Source organism: Streptomyces sp. NPDC012825 (assembly GCF_042900925.1).
GTDB lineage: Bacteria > Actinomycetota > Actinomycetes > Streptomycetales > Streptomycetaceae > Streptomyces.
This window is the reverse complement of sequence record NZ_JBIBBZ010000017.1, coordinates 49872-69592: the sequence shown is the minus strand read 5'-3', so window position 1 is coordinate 69592 and position 19721 is coordinate 49872. Positions and strand designations below refer to the sequence as shown.

General features: G+C 65.5%; 10 protein-coding genes. 4 read left to right on the top strand and 6 right to left on the bottom strand.

The window, feature by feature from the left end; genetic code table 11:
* Together ACFY7E_RS26950 and ACFY7E_RS26945 are read right to left on the bottom strand one after the other, a co-directional pair.
* Positions 1-801, bottom strand: a complete 801-nt coding sequence (locus ACFY7E_RS26950; protein ID WP_389489151.1) for a hypothetical protein — start codon at positions 799-801, stop codon at positions 1-3.
* Positions 798-2216 (bottom strand): hypothetical protein, encoded by a 1419-nt coding sequence (locus tag ACFY7E_RS26945; RefSeq protein WP_389489148.1) that lies wholly within the window; start codon positions 2214-2216, stop codon positions 798-800. The genes ACFY7E_RS26950 and ACFY7E_RS26945 overlap by 4 nt, the downstream gene beginning before the upstream one ends.
* 659 nt (positions 2217-2875) lie before the next feature.
* On the opposite strand from ACFY7E_RS26945, the gene ACFY7E_RS26940 reads away from it, so the two are divergent.
* Both ACFY7E_RS26940 and ACFY7E_RS26935 read left to right on the top strand, forming a co-directional pair.
* On the top strand, positions 2876-3025 hold the full coding sequence (locus ACFY7E_RS26940; protein WP_389489146.1) for a hypothetical protein: 150 nt from the start codon (positions 2876-2878) through the stop codon (positions 3023-3025).
* A 167-nt stretch (positions 3026-3192) separates the two neighbouring features.
* A complete protein-coding gene (locus ACFY7E_RS26935) occupies positions 3193-3885 on the top strand; it encodes an HNH endonuclease family protein (RefSeq protein ID WP_389489143.1) in 693 nt (230 codons plus the stop codon).
* A gap of 122 nt (positions 3886-4007) precedes the next feature.
* Here ACFY7E_RS26935 and ACFY7E_RS26930 read toward each other — a convergent pair whose 3' ends face one another.
* The 4 genes from ACFY7E_RS26930 to ACFY7E_RS26915 all read right to left on the bottom strand — a co-directional run bounded on the left by ACFY7E_RS26930 (position 4008) and on the right by ACFY7E_RS26915 (position 13760).
* Positions 4008-5009: a helix-turn-helix domain-containing protein gene (locus tag ACFY7E_RS26930; RefSeq protein ID WP_389489140.1), complete on the bottom strand. Its 1002-nt coding sequence runs from the start codon at positions 5007-5009 to the stop codon at positions 4008-4010.
* A 149-nt stretch (positions 5010-5158) separates the two neighbouring features.
* A complete protein-coding gene (locus ACFY7E_RS26925; RefSeq protein ID WP_389489136.1) occupies positions 5159-5707 on the bottom strand; it encodes a TspO/MBR family protein in 549 nt (182 codons plus the stop codon).
* A 757-nt stretch (positions 5708-6464) separates the two neighbouring features.
* Positions 6465-7409, bottom strand: a complete 945-nt coding sequence (locus ACFY7E_RS26920; RefSeq protein ID WP_389489133.1) for a hypothetical protein — start codon at positions 7407-7409, stop codon at positions 6465-6467.
* Positions 7410-7562: 153 nt separating this feature from the next.
* Complete coding sequence (locus ACFY7E_RS26915; protein WP_389489130.1) at positions 7563-13760, bottom strand: RHS repeat-associated core domain-containing protein; 6198 nt, start codon at positions 13758-13760, stop codon at positions 7563-7565.
* Between the two features lie 717 nt (positions 13761-14477).
* Between ACFY7E_RS26915 and ACFY7E_RS26910 the strand changes: the two genes are divergently transcribed.
* A complete protein-coding gene (locus ACFY7E_RS26910; protein WP_389489128.1) occupies positions 14478-17738 on the top strand; it encodes a hypothetical protein in 3261 nt (1086 codons plus the stop codon).
* 173 nt (positions 17739-17911) lie between these two features.
* Complete coding sequence (locus ACFY7E_RS26905) at positions 17912-19624, top strand: FG-GAP repeat domain-containing protein (protein WP_389489126.1); 1713 nt, start codon at positions 17912-17914, stop codon at positions 19622-19624.
* Positions 19625-19721 lie beyond the last annotated feature (97 nt).

Sequence of the window (19721 nt, the reverse complement as noted above, 5' to 3'; positions counted from 1 at the left end):
CTACAGCTTGGCGATGTCGTCGGGTGACCATTCGACGGCGGTCAGCGTGCCTGTTCCGTCCGTGATCTCGGTGATGCCGAGCGCCAGGAGCTCGTCGAACATGATTGCGCCGGCCTCACGGACTTGTGCCCGGTAGCGCGGTGTCGTTCGGTAGGTGCCGCCTCGTGCGTCGCCGGTGCGCACCAGCAGGCCTTGGTCGGCGAGGAAGGCAAGGGCCTTGCTGACGATGCCGGTCGTCGAGGTATGAAGTTTGCGTCCGTCGCCGGTCGCCCCGGTTTGGGCGCGGCGCGTGTAGACCCTCCACACCGCCTCCAGGCCCGGTCGATCGCTGGATGGGTCGGTGTCCGCTCCTTCGGCCGTGGCGGTTTCGGCTAGAGCGGTCGAGGCCTGGCGCACGAAAACTTCGACTCCCTGTGCGGTGATCCGGCCGAGGTAGGTTTCGTCGGCGAGGTCTGCCGGGCGTGGGAATGCGAGGGTGGCGGCGCCCAGGTGGGCCAGTGCGTGCAGCACCCGCTCGTGTGCTTTCCCATCGCCGCCGGTCCGACGCGCATAGTCGGTCATCCGGATGGCGAAGACGCTTTCCTCGATGGAAGCGACGACCACGCCCGTCCGCTCGGTGACCTCGAGGATGACCAGGTCCAGTCCTCGGGCAACGGCGGCAGTGACGGTGGCGAACTCGTCGTCGCTCCGAAAACGCCGCACCAGCCGCCTGTATTCGTCGTCGCGGGAAGGGACGAGTTTGGGCCGTAGGCCGAAACCGACGAGGCGGGAGGCTTCGGCGGCGGTGTCGGCGGCGCTCATGCAGCCCCCCTTTCCCGTCCGGCAGACACAAGATCTCGGGAGAGGGCTCCCACGGCTGCCCCTTCAGGCCCTGCGCCGTCGCCCTCAGCGGGCGTGGTCAATCCGGCTCGGGCAACGATGAGATCGGCGCCAGCGAACTCGGGATCACTCAGCACGGTGCCGTCGTCCACGGCGAGAAGCACGGAAGACGCGCCCTGCCGGAGGGCCGGGCCGATCTCTTGCGCTGCGAGGGCGAGCACCCGCACCACTACGAGCAGTGGCAGTTCAGGGTGCAGGTCGCGAGCTTCCTCCAGAAGACCAGACAGACGTCGCGGCGCTTCCACGTCGAGGTCCAGCAGCCACTCCAAGTGCTCGTAGCACTCCTCCGGGAAGCGAGGCGCCTCTGCCGCCTCGGTCAACTCCGGTTCCTCGACTTCGCTGCCCAGCACTTCGCGGACTGCCGGAGGAGTCACCAGCAGGGTGAAAAGGTCAGCCAAACGCAGCGCCGGGCGCACGGCCAGTCCGACGACCCGAGTGAAGTAAGCGGCGAGCACCCCGTCGGCGTCGCGCACCGGCAAGGCGAGCGCCGGTTGCAGGAGCTGAGCGTGGAGGTCGAGGTCCGCCTGCACGGGCTGCGGTGCGAACGTCTGCCGGTCCTGTTCAGCCCGAAAGCGTCGGCCGGCGTTCTGAAGTGCTGCCTGGAGCTGCTCATGACGTCGCAGGCAATCGCGGACGATCCCGACGAGCGCAGCGGCCTGCTGCTTGCGCACAGGGGTATCGGCGGTGTCACGCGCCTCTGTGATGTTGACCAAGATGGCGTTCTCCGCCCGGCAGCGGGCCTCGATGTGCTCAAGCGCCTCCGCGATGAACGTCGGCATGGCGGTCAGCCAGTCCACTGTTCGCACGTCGCGGCTCGTGGCCTCCAGCCGCTGACGCAGCATCTCGCCATACTGGATCGTCCGGTACCGCGCGGCCTGGGCAGCAGCTTGCGCGTCTGAGAGCCGACCGCGCCGAATCAGCGTCTCCAGCCGCACATCCGCGGCAACCTGCGCCGACTCGATGTCAACCTCCAGCGCACCGACAAGAACGTTGACCGCCTCGTTCGAAGCACGCAGGTAGATCCCGCCGTCGGCTCCCGGAACCTCCTCAAGAAGACGGAAGTCGAAATCACGCCGCTCGTACCGCCCGTCGGTACCCGTCATCCCGTAGACCGCGCGGAAGCCGCGATCAGCCGATCCCACGTTGAGCAGGTTCTCAAGCACCCACCCAGCGGCGTGCTCGTGCTCAGATGCAGAGCGGTCCGGCGCCTGATCAGCAGCGTAGCGGGACAGGTCTTCAACGGTCCGCTCCGGAGAAGCGCCGGCATCAAAGTCCATCGCGAGAGTCACCAGGTCGATCGCGTGCAGCGCAAGCTCACTCATCTGGTAGGCAGACAAGTCAGCTGACTGAACCGATGACTTACGGGCGTCCAGGTCGTGCAGGGGTGCTGTGCACGCCAGAGCTTTGATGCGCTGGGCGAATCCAGTGTCTAAGTTCACATGTCCTTCAACCACCCTCCAGACAGTAAGGGGGAGCACTGACAACGCGTCACGGATGGCTAAAGTCGACAGTCAAGCTGGCCGAGATCCCAACAGCACGTCCCTGGGGGACTGCCCTCACGGCTCCATCCGCCAGGCCAAGGCAGATCTTTCCACGACCCGTCATCGGACATCGGCGAGGGGCGACGTAGACGCCGCCCCCTGGATGCGAGTGAAAAGGCTGCACGCACGAGGAGATAGCCGTGATGCCTGGCCTGCAGGTGTGGCCGGGCGCCACACGAGCTCCTTGTACCTCACCCGGCGCAAAGTGCGTACTTGTTCGAAGCGGCTCGGTGGAGTCGATGGAACTTGACATCGACTCCGCGCCTATGACCCCGCCGGTCCGTACGGAGAGTGGAAGGCGCATCCCGACGACGTCGTCGGACGCGTGGTGGCATTGTCCGAGGACTTGGTGGTGTTGCTGGGACAGGTGCGTGAGCAGTTGGACCGGTGTTGCGGCTGCAGGAGGATGCGGTGCGTGCGTACGTGACGAGCTGAGGGTCTGCGGTGAGCTGGAGGTGATCGTCGCCGAGACCGGCTTCGAGGCCGCCTGTGCTCTGGCTCGGGAGCGGGAGGAGTCGATGCCTGCGCTTGCCGAGACCCTGGCTATGACCGGGAAAGCCGCCCGTACGCGCCTTCTGTACTGCGAACACCTCACCTGGCGCTGACCCGGCCGACTGGTGAAGGACGGTCTCCTCATACGGCCTCGTCCTCGCGGGTGAATCCGGGCCCACCGAGCTGGAGCGTTTCTCCAGCGAATCCCCGCCCTTCGTGCGGTCGATGGGCGTCCTGGTCCCGGTATGTCCGCGGACCCTGGTCCGCTATGCCTACGGACGTGATCGCCAATTTGCTGCGCGGAGCTGCCGCGTTCTGTCTCGCCCTGACCCCACTCGCTCTCCCCTCCTCCGCCGCCGTGGCCACGACTGCGGCCGCGGTGGGGGTGCCTGTTCCGGAGGTGCTGCCGCTGGAGGACGCCGTCGGTCAGCTCCCCGTCACCGAGGAGGACCGCACCGGCTACATGCGTGACTCCTTCCGGCACTGGAACACTGGCCTGGATGCGGCCGACGGCTGCAATACCCGCAATGAGATCCTCCTCGCCGAAGCCGTCCAGGAGCCGGCCGTGGCGGCCGGCTGCAAGCTGACCGGCGGGAAGTGGATTTCGTACTACGACGGCGTCGAGGTGAGCGAGGCGGGCAAGCTCGACATCGACCATATGGTCCCGCTCGCCGAGGCCTGGGATTCCGGTGCCAGCGCCTGGGACGCCAAGCGGCGCGAGGCCTACGCCAACGACCAGGGTGCTGTAGCCTCGCTCGTCGCGGTCACCGCGCGCACCAACCGCTCCAAGGCGGATCAGGACCCGGCCACCTGGATGCCGCCCCTGCCCGAGGCCCACTGCCGCTACATCGGCGATTGGACCGCCACCAAGCTGCGCTGGGGCTTGGCCGTCGACCAGAACGAGGCCGAGGCGTTGAAGGTGTACGCCGAGGCCTGCGAGACCACCGTCGTCCACTACAACCCTGCGCAGTAACCCGGAGGCGGGGAGACGTCGTGCCCCGTGCCGAGGTCACGGAGTACGGGGCACGATGCGAACCGTGAACGAGGCGAGTGTGCCGCGCCGCGGCCAAAGCCGGAGCCGGCAAGTGCCGGCGTTTACGCGCGGGCGCGGACCGTCTTCGCCGACAGGCCGGTCTGGGCGGCGATCGCCTCCCAGGACAAGCCCTGGGCGCGCAGTGCGCGGATGGTGTCCGCGTCGACGTCGGGGGCCGGACGGTTCAGCCGCTGGGCCTGGAGGTGGGTGCGGCGTTCGGTTTCGGGGATGCGGCGCAGGATGGTGCGGCAGTCCACGCCCGCCTCGCGGCCGATCGCGGTCGCGGACTGCCCGGCCCGGTAGCGGGCCAGGATTTCCTCGTCCGAGAGGACCAGCGTCATCCGAACGCCTCTCGTCCTCGGGCGCGCAGGATTGTGCGGTGGGACCGGGGCTTCACCGGTCGGGCGGCCGCGCCAGTCGGCGTCGGGGATCCGGGTCCGGATGGTGTGGACGGAGATGCCGAACTCGCGGGCGAGCGCATAGGCGCTCTCCCCCGCCGCATACCGACGACGGACCTCCTCATCGACCAGCACCCGCCCAGACCCGGTCCGGGGACGGGGCTGCGAGGCGCGGCTACGGGAGCGGATCAGGCCGTCGGGGATCCTGCGGCGGATCGTAGAGGGATGCACTCCGTAGAGCCGGCTGAGCTCAGTCATAGTGGCGCCCTGCGCGTACCGGGCAATGATTTCGTCCTGGGGTAAAAACTCGCCCTGCTGCTCGACGGCGAGCCGGGCCGCTTCCTGCCGGGAACGCCGCTGAGACGGCTCAAGCCGCGCCACCACCGCCTCGACCGAGATCCCCAGCGTGGCCGCCACCCGCTGCTGCGGCATCCCCGAGCGGTAGAGGCGCACCACCTGAGCTCGCAGGGCCTTCTCGTACGGCTCCTCCGCCCGGTTGCGGTGCCGCTGACGCGCCGCGGCCACCGCATCCCGCCGATCCTGCACGGGGACGTAACGCTGGACAGTGGTCTTCGAAACTCCCAGCTCTTTTGCCACCACGGCAATGCTGGCGCCCTCGCGATACCGGCTGCGGATCAACGCCGCCAGCGCTTTCAGATCCCTCACTACTTCGCCTCCCTTCCCCCCAGCCAACGAGGTGCTGTTGCAGAGGATGCGTCGGCGCCAGGGAAAGAATGACGTTCAACGTCGTCGTCTACAGGTGGATCGGGAGCGGCTCGAGAGTCGCTGCTCCGGGGCAGTGGTGTCGGGTTCTGTCAGGTGTTGGAGAGCCAGATGGCGAGGTTGAGGGCCGCGGCGAAGGTCACCCACAATCCGTAGGGGACGAGCAGGATCGCGGCGGCCCTGCGGTGGCGGGCGAAGAGGACCATCGTGGTCAGGAGAGCCGCGAGGAGGAGGCAGATGTCGAGGAAGGCCAGGCCGTACTCGTCGGCGGCGAAGAAGAGCGGGGTCCAGGTGAGGTTGAGGAGCAGTTGGGCCGACCACCAGGTCATGGCCGTGCGCGTGGGCCCTTGGGGGTTTCGAAGGACCAGCCACGCGGCAACGGCGATGGTTCCGTATAGCACTGTCCATACGGGTCCGAAGAGCCATCCGAGCGGAGCCCACGGCGGCCGGCGCTCCTGCTGGCCCTTGGTGCTCTGGTCATCGCGGGGTGTGTGATCGCGGCAGTGGTGGACTTCGTACGCGCGCACCCCTGGGTGCCCGTCGTCCTGGTGCTCGCCGCCGGCGGGGCGGTGGCTGTGTGGGTGGTCGCCAGGCAGCGGGCCGCGCGGCGGGAGCGGGTGCGCCTGCAGGGACTGTGCCATACGCTGGCGCAGCTGGACGCGCTGCATCACCGGCAGTTCGAGCACGCAGTGCGGGGCCTGATGCAGCGCGACGGGTGCGCGGACGTGAAGGCCACCGACCCCTACGGGCGGCGCAGGGGTCCGGACCCACAACGAGTGGACCAGCCACCGGCTGGCGACGACCACTCCCCGTCAGTCCTCATGATGACAAGTCTGCTGTCTTCGAGAAGGATTCGATAACCGGCAGCCAAGAAAAATGGGTTCGTCAGCTCGAAGGCATAGCCGTCGTCGGTCTCGAGGTCCTTCACCATCACCAGTCGCGAGGCCCGTCTGGCTCCATCGGCTACCAGGCGCATGCCGCGATGGCCCCATGGGCTTCAACGCCACTTCGACCCTGTTCAGCAGCAGGTCAACGGCCCTCTCGGACGGGCCGCATCACCTGAGCCAGTCCCTCTGTCGTGTCTTTCACTTCAGGCGGTGGACCCGGATTTCCTCGATACGTCACACCACTAATAGTGACTTCACCAGTTGCTTCACTCAGCGGGAGATGTTCAGTACGGCCATCAGCCGGCCCACCAACGAAGGTCGCCAGGACAGTAATTGAATTATGATCCATCAAAATTTTCTCCTCTACTCGCTTTGCTTCAATCGAAACTGTACTACTGTCGCCGGAACTGCCACACCCTACGAGTGCGACCAGTAGACCGACGCAGCTCGCTATTTTCAGAAACTGCAACTGTAAACCCTTCCGCTATATAGCCGGCGCGCGTATGTTCAATCAATCATTGAAGATCACCATATGCATCGGAGGCTGTCCGGGAACTGGAGCCGGGTGACGGAATTCTCCCGTGATGAGAAATTCTCGGAATATGTGCTGAACGGCCCTGACTTTCTCTCCCTCATATTCCCGGAAGGTGGGAGTGGCTTGGAGTAGGATCGAACCATTAGGGAACGAAGAGATTGACTCGAAAGCTCCTGACTCGAGCAATGTGCCCACGCCTCCGGCGGCATCGGAAATTTCACGCGGCACAACCATCAGCCACGAGTACCCCCGAAGATACTTGCGCCACTTCGGAGTATTCCACGAAGGAACTCGGGCAGGTCCACGTAGGCATCGTTCGAGCTCCGTGGCGCCTTCTGTATGCACATAGGAAAAGTGACCGAATACCACATTTGTATTCCGGCAGGCCCAGTTAGCTGCAGCCAGCAGACGCGCATGCTCACGCTGAGATCTATCTGGCGTGTAAAGCGAATCATCACTGATGTAGTAAGAGAGCTTAACGTAACTCGGCAGATCCTCGTCGAAGGACAGAGAAAGCCGGATGGCGGAGTTTCCAATTTCTCCGCTTCCCGAGAACTCGCCGATCTTCGCTTCCAGTGACTCCGGGCGCGCGCGTACCATATCGGTAACCCACGGTATTACTTCGCATACAAGAGGATTGTAGAGGACTTCGAAAGAATCTCGTGGAGCCACCGAGTAGTGGCCCCACCATTTCCCACTTCTCGCCTTCACGGCGCGTGAAGCGGACTTGAATCCCGTAGCGGACACCGGCAGGCCTTCTGAGGGAACCCCCACCCCTCCCACTGAAATTGCTGCGTCAATGCCATGGGTGAGCCACCCGAGCGCGAACTTGGTCAGATCCTCCTGATTTTCTCCATGAACGGTCAATTCCAGCACAAGATCGTAACTGAGGCCAGAATTTAGTGAATCCAACACATCCATGCATTACTCCGAATCAATCAGGATGAAATAGCGCTGCTGGACGCCGAGGTCGAGTCCCTGCGTCCAGCAGCTTATTTTACCTGAGTGCGCCGAAGCCTGCCCTTGAGTTCGGCGCAGGTGCTACTCGATTTTTGATTCCCTTGCAGGGCTGTTTCATCCCGATAGCCCGGTGGGATCGGTCGCCATCTTACCGAACACATATATCATGGCGCCGGCTACCGCACCCCAGGCGATACTTTGCTGTTGTTCCGGCGACGGAGCCCATGCCTGGACTGTCACGGGCGCCCATACCGGCACGGGTTCCATTCCTTCCGGGGGCCTCGTCCTCTGGTTGCGCGTCCACCATCCGATGACACCCTTGTACTCTTCTCCGGTACGGGCGGATCTAGGGCGTGTGCGGGTGGACTGAGCGACGACCTGCTGCCGAGGGTTTAGGGGATCAATCGTCACTACTTGCGGCAGCTCCCAGCCACGATGCACAGATCGTCCGAAGGGGCCCTTGCGTTCTAGCTTGCTCAGCGCCTTGATGTATCGATCCAGTGTTGCGGGGCCGTCCAGCTCGGCAGTCTTGGCAGATTTTACTTCCCAGATGTAAATATCATCGTTGAAGAACATTACTATATCTGCCCAGCCCCCCTTTCCGGTGGTTCGCTGCGCTCCCTCTATATAGTATTCGGTTTCTATCCTCACTTCAGGATTAGTGGCCCACTGTGCACGGAGAAATGCTGCTGTAGCCTCCACGGCGGCGTCGTGCCTGACCTTATCGGTGAGCATCTCATCACTTGTACGCCCCTTCTTCTTTTTCTCTTCTTCGGCGCTGGTTCCCGCCTGGGTGGGCTTCGGCGGCTTCGGCTTCTTGCCCGGTGTGGTGTTCTCGCAGTTCGGGCAGGGGCGGGTCGGGCAGTCGAGTTCGGCGCACATTCCCGTGGGGTCGGACGTGGTCACGGGGTTGTTGCCGGCGTAGCTGTAGCCGTTCAGCGATCCCGGGGCGTCGGCCACGAGGAGGGGGTCGACGCTGATGAACTGGCCGAGGCCGGGGTCGTATTCGCGGGCTCCGATGTGGGTGAGGTTGGTGGTGGTGTCGATGTCGCCGCCGACGAAGCCCTTGGTTCCGGGCCAGAAGTAGGGGGCCGCTCCGCGCTGCCCACCGTACGGGAGGGACTTGCGGCGGTTGACCGCGAGGTTGGCGGCGGAGATGGAGAGGGTGTTGGTGTTGTGGTGGTCGGAGACCAGGATGCGGACGCCGCCGTCCTTGCTGGTGCGGATCACCGAGCCGCCGGGGACGCTGTAGTAGCGGGTGCCGTTGGTGACGGCGGCAGAGGTGGTACCGGCCTTCCGGGTGAGTTCGAGTTCCTGTCCGCCCGGCAGGTAGAGGGTGGTCTTGGCCGGGTCCCGCTTGACGAGGCGGGTGCCTTCGGCGTCGTAGAGGAACGACGTGGTCTGGCCGGAGACGGTCGAGGTCTTGAGCTTGTCCTCTTCGTTCCAGGTCAGGTCCTGGACCGGTCCGGTGGCCGGGGTCTTCTTGGTGAGGTTGCCGGCGGTGTCGTAGGTGTAGGTGTCGGTTCCGGTCACGCCGCCGGTGGCGGTGACGGAGCGGACGGCGTGGGCCTGGGCGGCGCCGGTGGTGGTGGGGTAGGCGTAGGTGCGGGTGGTGTTCGCGGTGACCGGGCCGGCCTTGTACAGGGTCTCGGTCTTGCGCTGGCCGGTGTCGGTGAACGTCCAGGACGTCCGGTAGGGGTCGGTCGTGCCCAGGTTCGGGGTGCCCGCGCCGTTGACGGACTTGGTGGCGCAGGCGTCGCCGGAGGACCAGGCGTCGGTGAGGCGGCGCGCCCAGTCGTAGGTGAAGCACTGGTCGTCGGTGACGGTGCCGTCGTTCTGGGCGTCCCGGATCGAGGTGATGTTGCCGACCGGGTCGTATCCGTAGGTGATGTTGGACAGAGTGGCGGGCCCAGTGGCCTCGCGGTTGATCTGGCTCTTGACCAGGCGCCGGGTCGACGTCTCGTAGGTGAGGGTCTGGGTGACCAGCTTGCCGAGGTTGCCGAGCTGGGCCTGGGCGAGTTCGCCGAAGGCGGTGTACCCGGCGCCGCGCAGGTAGGCGTGGTCGAGGGAGCTGTCGACGATGGCCAGGGTGTCGTTAGAGCCGTAGTGGCTGGTGACCGTCTCGGCGGGCAGGGCGGTGGTGGCGTTGGTGTTGGTGGTGCTGTAGGCGGCCGTCCTGGGCAGCCCGCTGACCGGGGTGGCGGTGGTGGCCACGGTGTAGGTGCCGGCGAGGAGTTCCTCGCCGGTGACGCTCGGAATCGTCACCTTGGTGCCGGTGGACCGGCCGGCGGTGTCGTAGCCGGTGGCCTCGGCGGTGTAGGCGGCGTTGGCGTTGCCGGTGTCGTAGCGGATGGACTTGTGGGGCAGGCCCTTGCCGCCGGTGGCGGTGTCGTAGGTCCATTCGGCCAGCTTGGTGCCGGTGGCCGATCCGATGCGCAGGGTGGTCTTGCGGCCCAGTTCGTCGTAGGTGGTGGCCAGGGTGTTGCGCTTGCCGGTGGCGGGGTCGAGACGGCCGACGACGGTGTCGAGGCGGCCGTCGGCGTCGTAGTGGTTGGTGGTCAGGCCCTTGTCGGGGTCGGCCGTGGTCAGCTGCCTTCCGCGCAGGTCATAGGTGTAGCTCCAGGTGTTGCGGCCGGAGGGGTCGGTGAGGGAGGCGAGGAGACCGGCGGTGTTGTAGGTGCGGGTGGTCTTCTCGTACTGGGTGGCGGCCGCGGTCGGGACGGGGTTGCTGTCCTTGTACTGGCGTTCCTCGGTGGTGCGGCCGCGGACGTCGGCAACGGTGAGGGTGGCGGTGCCGCCAGCGGGCGGGACGATGGCCGTCCAGTAGTCGCCGTAGGTGTTCACGGTCTTCCACTGCGGCACATTCAGGGAGAGCTGGATGCTCTCGGCGACCCGCCCTCGGCCGTCGTACGCCGTTCGGAAGGCTTGCGGGACCTCACTCGGGGTGACGACGAACATCGTCGTCGTCGAGACGGCTTTGTCGTTGTAGTACGGCGCGTTGGTGAGGTGGGCGCGGCCGTGGGTGTCGTAGTACGTGTCGCTGATGACCCGGCCGGTCACACCGACGGAATCCGTCTGGGTCTGGCGGGTGCGCAGCAGCGAGTCGTAGAAGGTGACGGTGGTGCCCCACAGGCCGTCTTCGTACAGCTTCTTGGCGACGACGGTGGAAGGGACCGCGGCGGAGAGGTTGTAAGTGAAGGTGGCGTTGGGCTGCAGCGTCTTAGGCCGGCCGGCGCTCCATCCCTTGGTCAGCCGGCCCAGGGTGTCGTACTCGTTGCTGGCGGTGCGCCCGTTCGCGTCCGTTGTACTCAGGACGAGGCCGCGCATGCCGTCGAAGGTCGTGGTGGACTCGTGTCCCTTGACGTTGGTGACCTTCACCGTGGTCGCCTGGGCACCGGTGGAAGGCGTGTAGGTGGTGTTGACGGGCCGGCCGTCCTGCCCCATGGCGAGGGTCACGCGTCCGTACTGGTCATAGGTGGCCTGACTGACGGTCTCCCAGACAGAGGTGCTATCGCTCTCGTGGCGGGCGAGCTGTTCTGTGCGGGTGAGATTCGCTTTGCCCGAGGCGGGTGCGGCGCCGAGGGTCTTGCCGTCATAGTAGGTGCGGGTCTGGCCAGTGACTTCACCCGGGCCGGTCAGGCAAGCGGCGTTGTTGGTGGTAGTGACCTCGCTGGGATAGGAGATCAGCCAGTCCTCGGTGTCCGGTGTGACGTAGTCGGTCACGGTGCAGCGGGTCTCGACGGTGCCGGCGCCGTCGTCGCTCTCCTTGGTGAGCAGACCGTAGGTGGCGTCATAGGTGCGGTTGGTAGTGAGGGTGCGCCAGGTGGTCCCGTCGTCGAGAAGTGTGCTGTTTTTCTCGGTCTTGGTGCCGGACAGGTACGCCGTCTTCGCCGGCAGGGCGGGGGCGGGGGTGTCGGGCTTGTCGGGGTCGGTGACGCCTTGGACCGGCTGGGTCGCCGTCGCCCCGGATTCCCAGGGGGTGTAGGTGGTCCTGGTGACGATCTTGCCGCCGGTGCCTTCGTTGTCGTAGGCGCTGGAGGCGGCGAGGCGGCCGGCGAAGTCCTCGCGGTCGGTGATGCCGTTGACGGTGGCGACCGGGCGGGGGGTGCCGTTGGCCAGGGTGTCGCCGGCCATGCCGAGGTAGTAGGTGTTCTCGGTCTTGACCCGGTTGCTGTCGCCGCCGTCGTAGGTGCGGACGGTGGAGTAGCCGCGGAAGACGTTCCAGGTGCGGTGCTTGTCGAGAGTGAACTCGCCGGTGTCACGGCGCCAGTGGGGGCCGCCGGAGTAGGTGTAGGTGGTGGCCTTGGTCTCCGAGCCGCTGCCGGCGGTGGTGTCGTTCTCGTCGACGCGGCTGACGAGGTACTTGTGGAACCAGTCCTTGACCGGGTCGACGGCGCCGTCCGGGGTCCACCAGGAGGGGTAGCAGCGCTTGTTGTTGGTGTCCGCCGCGGGCAAGGTCGTCGGAGTGCACTCGCGGGCGGTGTAGGTGACGAGGGTCTGGCCGCCGGTCTCGTTGGTGATCTTCGTGATGCGCTTGCGGTTGAGGGCGGGACGGCCTTCGGCGGTGTCGACCCGGTTGGCCATCAGCTCGCCCTCGAAGGTGACCGGGTTCATGGCGGTGTCGGTGGACGACCCGGCCTTGCCGGTGCGCTGGATCGAGTCGAGCCACATCGCCGGAGTGGAGGTATCACCGGTGGGCGGGAAGGACTGGGCGAGGGTCCAGCTGTCAACGTCCACCATCGCGGTGCCGATCAGCGAGGAGGTGGTGATGCCGGTCAGCCGTCGCTGGGACCAGAAGGAGGGCGAGCCCTCCAGGCACTGCTTGCCGGAGGTGCAGTTCAGGTCGACGGGGGTGTCGGGCCAGTTGGTGGCGTTGGCCTCGGTAAACGCGCAGTCTGCCGCGGTGCACCGGGGCGCGGTGGTGAAGGTGACCCGGCCGACAGGGTTGGCCGTGGTGTAGACGGCGCCCGCGCGCAGACCGTAGTCGATCCGGTTCAGATACCCACCGCGGATATACGGTTTCGGATCGTCGAGCTTGCTGTTCTGCGCGTAGTAACCCTGCTCCTTGGTGTAGTACAGGGCCATCGCGTTGCCGTGCGGATCGACCACATAGTCAAGGTTCCAGCGCCAGCCCTGCTGCTCGGCCGAGGAGGCGAAGTCCGAGCCGTTGCCCTGCTCACCATCGTGGTTGCCGTAGACCGGGACGGAGAAGACGGAGTTGGTCTCCGTCTTGCCGCTGGTGTAGCCGGGCAGCCGGTTCTTACCGAACCAGTACTGGGTACCGTCGAGGGTAGTGACCTTCCAGTACTCGAAGTCCTCATCGCCGGAGTTGTTCGGCTCGGTGTCGTAGATCCGCTCGATGCGGGAGCCGTCGTCGCTCTCCAGCTTCCACGTCTTCTTCACCGCGTCCCAGATCAGCTCGTTGGACGAGCCGTTCAGGGAGAGGGTGGCGTTCTCCGACTTCCAGCACAGGTCGCCGGTCTTGGTGGTGTTGTTTCCGTCCTGCTTGTCGTTCTCGCACGGGGCGTAGCGGCGCTCGATGAAGCCGGGTGAGTATTCCCAGCCCTCACCGATCCAGGACGCCTGGTTGTTTGTGGAAGCGGTGCGGCCGTCGATGGAGGAGGAGTTGTAGGACAGCGTGACCTTGGGGGTCAGACCGCCGGGAGCGGAGGGAATGTCAACCGGCACACTCCAGCCGAAACCACCGGAGTTCCCGCCCGCCGACCACGAGCCGGAGGGAGCCAGCGAGGATGCCTTGAAAGAACCGTCGCTGCCCTCGGCCCCCGAGGTGGCCGCCAGGACGGTGGCACCGGCCGTGCCCGCGGCGAAGGAGGCCGACGCTGCCGATGCCCCGGCCTTGGCCGCGGTGCCGGGCCCGGTGGGCGGCAAGGTGGCGGTGAGGGTGTGGGCGCTGGTGTTGTTCTCAGTGGCCAGCGGGATCTGTGTGCGGCACTCAGACTTGGCCGGCGTGGTCAGGGCACACGTTGGCAGCGTTACTAGCCGCAGACGCGAGGACCATCCGGCCCCGTAGGCGCCGCGGATGGAGCTGTAGTCGATCCCGACCCGAACCTGATCGGCGGAGGCTCCCGCTGTTCGTACCCCACCCAGGGTCATCAGCAACCCATCGATGCCGACGGCGCGAGCAGCGGCACGGTTCTTGACCGTGACCTCCAGGCGGTCCGGGGTACGAGCGGGGTCCGCGGCGCGCGTGGTGGCCGCAGTAAGGCGGACAGGCAGACCGCCCACCGACTGGGCGACGTCGGATCCGGGCTGCACGGAGAGTTCCGCGGTGGCGGGAGCGGGCCAAGCCACGGCTGGCGCCTTCCACGGCAGGGATGGTTGTGGTCTTCGCTTCAAGCCCTTGGGCATGAAGTCTTTGCCCGCGACGGACTTGGTCTGAGGTATAGACGGAGGGCCGGGAACCTCAGCGGCTGCGGTCCATGTGGGCACAGTGAGTAGAGAGACGCTCAGCGCTGCTGAAAGCACACCGACGGTTCCTGTTCGCGCAGACTTCGTCAGTTTCTTTTTCCTGCGCCTATAAAAGGGCATGGCGAAGCCATTACGGAACAGCACGAAGATCCCCACCCCGGTCGTACGTAAATTATTGATGATCAGGCGAATCAAACACCACCTACAGGCGGCCGACAAGGGTGATCGAGAGAGGATGGTCAAGTGTGTCAGGTCCAGGAACCTGCTTTCGTGCGCCACCTCCATCAAGTCGACCCAATCGCCTGACCAGCACGTTTACCAGTCATGTTCACACAAAAGCCACATCTTCGCGGTGCTTCATTTATGGAACTTGAAATTCCACTTGCGCTGCCGAGGACCCTTCGCAAGTCGTTGAAGGTTCAACCGAGCATCCATCGTGCAGAGATGCGTCCTCGTCGGGTTAGAGTCCCCGCCAAAGAGAAGCGGAGATTCTTTCTCGCTTATGGCAGCAAACCGTGCACTCCGGAAAGGCGCCAGTACATGCGCACCACTAGATTCAGACGTGGCAGCAGAGCGGTGGCTCTGGCAATAGCCGCGACCATGACCTTGCCCACCTCAGCGGCTGTTGCTCTCCCCTCTCTGCCCGTAGCTTCGCCTTCGGCCCTGACCGCAGCGGAGACGGACGGCTCACAGGCGCCGTCTGCGGTGTTCGGGGAGGTCGCGTTCGACGAGGCGGCCAGAACGGGCAAGCGGGTCGAAATCCTCGACCGTAGGCAGGAGAGCACTGAGCTCTTCGCCAACCCGGACGGTTCGACCACTCGTCGCTCCTACGGCGTCCCGAAGTGGACGCGGTATGACGGCATGTGGCGCGAGACTGATCCCTCGCTCGTGCGACTGGCCGACGGCTCTGTCGGTCCGGCGGCCCCCAGCTTCTCCATCGCCTTCTCCGGCGGTGGAGACCAGCCACTGGCAACGATGGTCAAACAGGGCAGGAAGCTCGCCCTGACCTGGCCCAGTGTGCTTCCCGAGCCGGTCCTTAGGGGCAGCACCGCCACCTACCTCTCGGTTCTGCCCGGCGTCGACCTGGAGCTCACCGCCGAGGTTGACGGCTTCGCCCAGCATCTAATCATCCGTACGGCTGAAGCCGCCGCCAATCCCGCGCTGCGCAGTATCGAGCTCGGCATGCAGACCGACGGCATCACTCTGGCCGAGACCGCCGACCAACGGTTGCTGGCCAAGGACGAGAACGGTGAGGTCGTCTTCAGCGCCCCCAGCCCGAAGATGTGGGAACAGCCCGCACTGCCGGCTGACGAGGGTCAGACCGGTGCAGTCCCGAAGACGACCGCACGTTCCACCGTTGCGAATCCCGCGCAGCCCGACAGTGCGCCGGTAGCCGTGGACATCAGCGAGGACTCGTTCACGCTCGTACCGGACGCGAAGCTGCTTGCGGCAGCCGATCAGTTCCCGCTGGTCATCGACCCCGTTTTCAGCGGTGGTTATCGTGAAAAGTGGGCGGTTGTCTACTCAGCCACGCCCAACGCCGATTACCCCAACGGGTCAGGCTGGAACTCCTCCAACCCCGCCGACGAGCCCCGGGTGGGCTTCAACGGCACCGGCGACACCGCCTCGTTCTTTGCCATGAACACCGATGGCCTCGAGAACGCGACCATCAATGATGCCAAGTTCGCCGTCATCCAGACCCACTCTTATGAGTGCAGCGCCTCCACCGTCGGCCCTACCGAACTGTGGTCGGCCGGCGGCATCGAAACCGCCCCCACCTGGAACACGGCACCTTGGGCAGCCAGACTCGACTACGCCTCGTTCTACGGCGGTAATGACCAGTTCTGCCCCGGCGATAAGGGACACGACTTCACTAGCGCCGCGCTGAAGGCCTACGTCCAGAAGGCCGCCGACAACGGCTGGGGCACCCTCGTCCTTGGTATGAAGGCCCCCGACAGCTACGCCGGCAACACCAGGGCTTACAAGCGGTTCCGCAACAACCCGGTGCTCGAGGTCGACTACAACTACAAGCCCGTCGTCACGAGCAAGTCCGCCTACGAGGGCTACTACGTCGAGTCCGGAGACGGCAATGTCCCCGTCCCCTGCGGCGGGCGCATCGGCAACAGCGGCATCACCCTGAACGCGAAGGTCAAGGACCAGGACGGCGGAAACGTCACTACCTACTTCACGGTCAAGAACTCCAGCGGCACCGCCATCGCCCTCTCCCCCAACTACGACACCGTGAACGGCTCCGGCGAGGCCAGCGTGATGGTGCCCTACACAAAGTTGGCCAACGGTACCTACACCTGGAGCGTCTACGCCAAGGACAACGAGAACACAACCAGCGCCACAACTGCAGCCTGCTCCTTCGGCGTCGATCTGGTCGGCCCCAACAAGCCTGTCACCGTCCTCGACGCCGACGGCACGAAGGCCGGTGAGGCCACCGACAGCTACGCGGCACGGGTACCGCGCCAGTTCAAGTTCACCAACACCGTCAGCGACATCGACGGCTACTGCTGGGCCATGGACCGCCCGTTGTCCGCAGTGAAGACTCCTCGCTGCCCCAACGGCACATGGGTCGACGCCGGCACCGACGCCAACCACACCGCGACCGTCACCATTACGCCTTTTGCGCACCCTGTCAGCAAGCTGAACGTCGTCGCCTACGACAAGTTCGGCAACCGCTCCATGCTTGCAGGGGGTGACGACCAGGTCTCGCTCACCACAACACCACCGGAATTCATCTACGAAAAGGAAAATTCTGACCCATCTATCGGCAGCAGCAAGCACGACCGGCCTGGTGACCTCAGCGGTGACGGGTTCGCAGACTTCGTCGCCACCGATCCTGACGGCAAGCTGTGGCTCTACCCAGGTAACGGCGCACTTAGTCCCATGGGCGCACGCCAGAACGCCGGTAGCGGGGGCTGGAGCGAAGCGCTTATCGCCCACCGCGGCGATCTGAAGGGCATGTCTTCCAGGGACAGCGCTCCTGACGGCTACGAGGACTTCCTCGTCCGCCTGTCCGACAAGAAGCTCTATGTCTACCCCGGCAACGGAGTGGGAACCCCCTGGTACTACACCCGCAAGGAACTCGCCCACCCGTCCCAGGGCTCGGACTGGAGCGGTCTGCGCCAGATACTCCTCCCCGGCAACATCGACGGTAAGGCGGGCAATGACCTCATCACCGTCGAGTGCATCTACGACGCGAACAAGAACTGCGGCAACGCCCGGCTCATCCTCTACAGCGGCCGTGCCATCGGTGGTGGAGGCCAGGACCAAACACAGCCCTTCGAGTGGGGCAGGCCGGTCGTCCTGGGCACCGGCGGCTGGCGCGATCTCACCAACCTTGCTGTCGACGACGTCAACGCTGACTCCTACGCCGACCTCGTCGCCCGCGACCCCAGCGACGGCAAGCTCTACCTCTATCCCGGTTGTCTCAACGACGCGGTCAAGTGCCCGGGCGGTGATTACAAGCTCCTTCAGCGTAGCGTCTACGGCACCGCCGGTTGGACTCAGCGGCCGCTTCTGACCTCCCCCGGCAACATGCAGGGCGTCCTGCAGAACGCCATGGTCACCACGGAGCCCTCGCCCGACCTTCCACCTGGCCCCGGCAATGAAGCCATCACCTATAACTTCAAGCGGTTCATACCGACCGCCGGCCAGGAATCCGGTGATTTCTGGGCCACCACACCCGCTGATCCAGACACCCCCGTCCAGTACGTGGATTCAGCGGGGAACTGGACGAGCAGACTCTGCCCCACCGGATGCCTCCTCACCTACCCTGGCACACCCACCGGCCATGGAGCGCCCCGTCTTGCGGGCACTGCCGGATGGGCCACTACGATCATCGGCATCTTCTAGCCGACCCCACTCCACTTGCTGACCGGCCGGCTTGCTGTACCTCTCAGGAGGTACAGCAAGCCGGCCCGTCTCCTCTGCGCTGTCGACATTTGGTCGTCCTAGGACGGCCCACGCACCGGCGCAACCACACTCTTCGTGAAGGACGCATGAGACACATAACCCGCCGTACAGCCATGCTCAGCGCGGCTACCGGACTCCTCACCGCAGCAACCCTCCTCACCCCACGTTCAGCGACCGCCGCCGACGATGTGCGGCTATCGGGGTACGACGTGGTGGCGGCGCCGGGATCGGCACCGCGCTTCTACCCCCTCGTAGAATCCGGGCGCGTCACCGGCAAGGTGGTCGTCGCCATCGGCACGCAACCGATGACCGATTCCACGGGCGCGGGCGCAGGCCTCCCCAAGGGATACGCGTTGCGCGCCAACGAGTGTGCTCAGCTAACTGGTTACATCGGTGTTCTCGTCTGTGATGGGCCGACGTACCAGCAGCCCGACACTGTTGTCCCTAAGGACGCCGGGGACGCGACCCTTTACTGGGGGTTCGCTGCTCTGCCCGTCGGTGGTGACCTCTCCGAGACCGTGAAGCAGGCCCGCAGTGCGGGATCGTTCCCGGCGAACGGGCGGCACGGTACCGGCAAGGTCACCGTCAAGTCCCGTGCGCACGCGCTGCTGAACACGACCGGTTTCGACCTTCCGGCCGTCCCGGACGGCGGTACGGTCCGCCAGCAGCTCCGCGTCCACGCCAATGACGCAGGGCAATTGTCCCTTCGTATCGATCTCGCCGAGGGACAGCTCGTCGCCTCCGCGCCGCCCATCCGGATCGGCAAGATCACCACAGGGACGGGCGTCACCTGTGAAATCCGGCAGACGGTAGTACCGGACACCCTTGTCAACCACCTCGTCTGCACCCTTGAAGCCGGGGACCACATCATTGGCTACGAACTCACCAGCGAGAAAGGCCAGTACGCACAGAACCTCCAGGCCCACATCCGCTACGACATCTACGACCAGGGCGTCTGGGACGAGTCCGATGTCAAACAGACCAGCGTTCCGTTCGCCATCCAGGGGCGTACGGTCCGACCCCAGCACAGCCTGCTGGCCCGCGACACAGCAGGCAGGCTCTGGAGTTACTCCGGCACCGGTACAACTACTCGGCCACTCGACGTGCGCTACCAAATCGGATCCGGCTGGCAGACATACACAGCAGTCGCCCCTCTCTCCCCCTTCCGGCAGCCTCTCCATTACCGCAGTGCCGTCAGCCCGTCGGCCCTCACCCAGGGCACAGGCGATCTGGTCGCCCGTGACGCGTCCGGCACCCTCTGGTACTACGACCGTCAGTTCGTCAACGCCAAGCCCTACGCTCCCCGCATCCGCATCGGCTCCGGCTGGAACGCCTACGACCGGCTCACCGGAGCCGGAGACCTCGGCGGTGACAAGCTCGTGGACCTCGTGGCCCGTGACAAGTCCGGCGCTCTATGGGTCTACGAGGGCACCGGCAACCTCACCGGCGGGGCCCGCTTCAAGGCACGCATGCGCGTAGGCGGGGGCTGGCAAGGATACGACCGGCTGGCCGGCGGCGCGGATCTGAGCGGCGATGGACGGGCAGATCTGCTAGCCCGCGACAGGGCTGGGGTCCTGTGGCTGTACAAGGGCACTGGCAAGGCCACCACGCCCTACACGGCCCGTGTTCCGGTCGGTAAGGGCTGGCAGGAGTACGACCAGCTCATCGCCGTGGGCGACCTCACCAATGACGGACACGCCGATGCCGTCGCCCGCGACAAGACCGGGAGCCTGTGGCTGTACAAGGGCACTGGCAAGGCCACCGCCCCCTTCACCGCTCGCACCCGTATCGGCGGAGGCTGGAACACCTACAACCTGCTCTTTTGACCCTCTACCGTGCCCCAGGGCAGAAACCCTAGTCCTGGGGTACCCCTGCACTCGCATCCGCCACCGCAGGCGGGGACTGTAAATCGTTCGGTGTAAC

Coding starts and splice junctions, on each gene's coding strand:
- ACFY7E_RS26920 (WP_389489133.1), bottom strand. CDS start 7,409: ATGGATGTGTTGGATTCACTAAATTCTGGCCTCAGTTACGATCTTGTG.
- ACFY7E_RS26910 (WP_389489128.1), top strand. CDS start 14,478: ATGACCTTGCCCACCTCAGCGGCTGTTGCTCTCCCCTCTCTGCCCGTA.
- ACFY7E_RS26925 (WP_389489136.1), bottom strand. CDS start 5,707: ATGGCACAGTCCCTGCAGGCGCACCCGCTCCCGCCGCGCGGCCCGCTG.
- ACFY7E_RS26950 (WP_389489151.1), bottom strand. CDS start 801: ATGAGCGCCGCCGACACCGCCGCCGAAGCCTCCCGCCTCGTCGGTTTC.
- ACFY7E_RS26905 (WP_389489126.1), top strand. CDS start 17,912: ATGCTCAGCGCGGCTACCGGACTCCTCACCGCAGCAACCCTCCTCACC.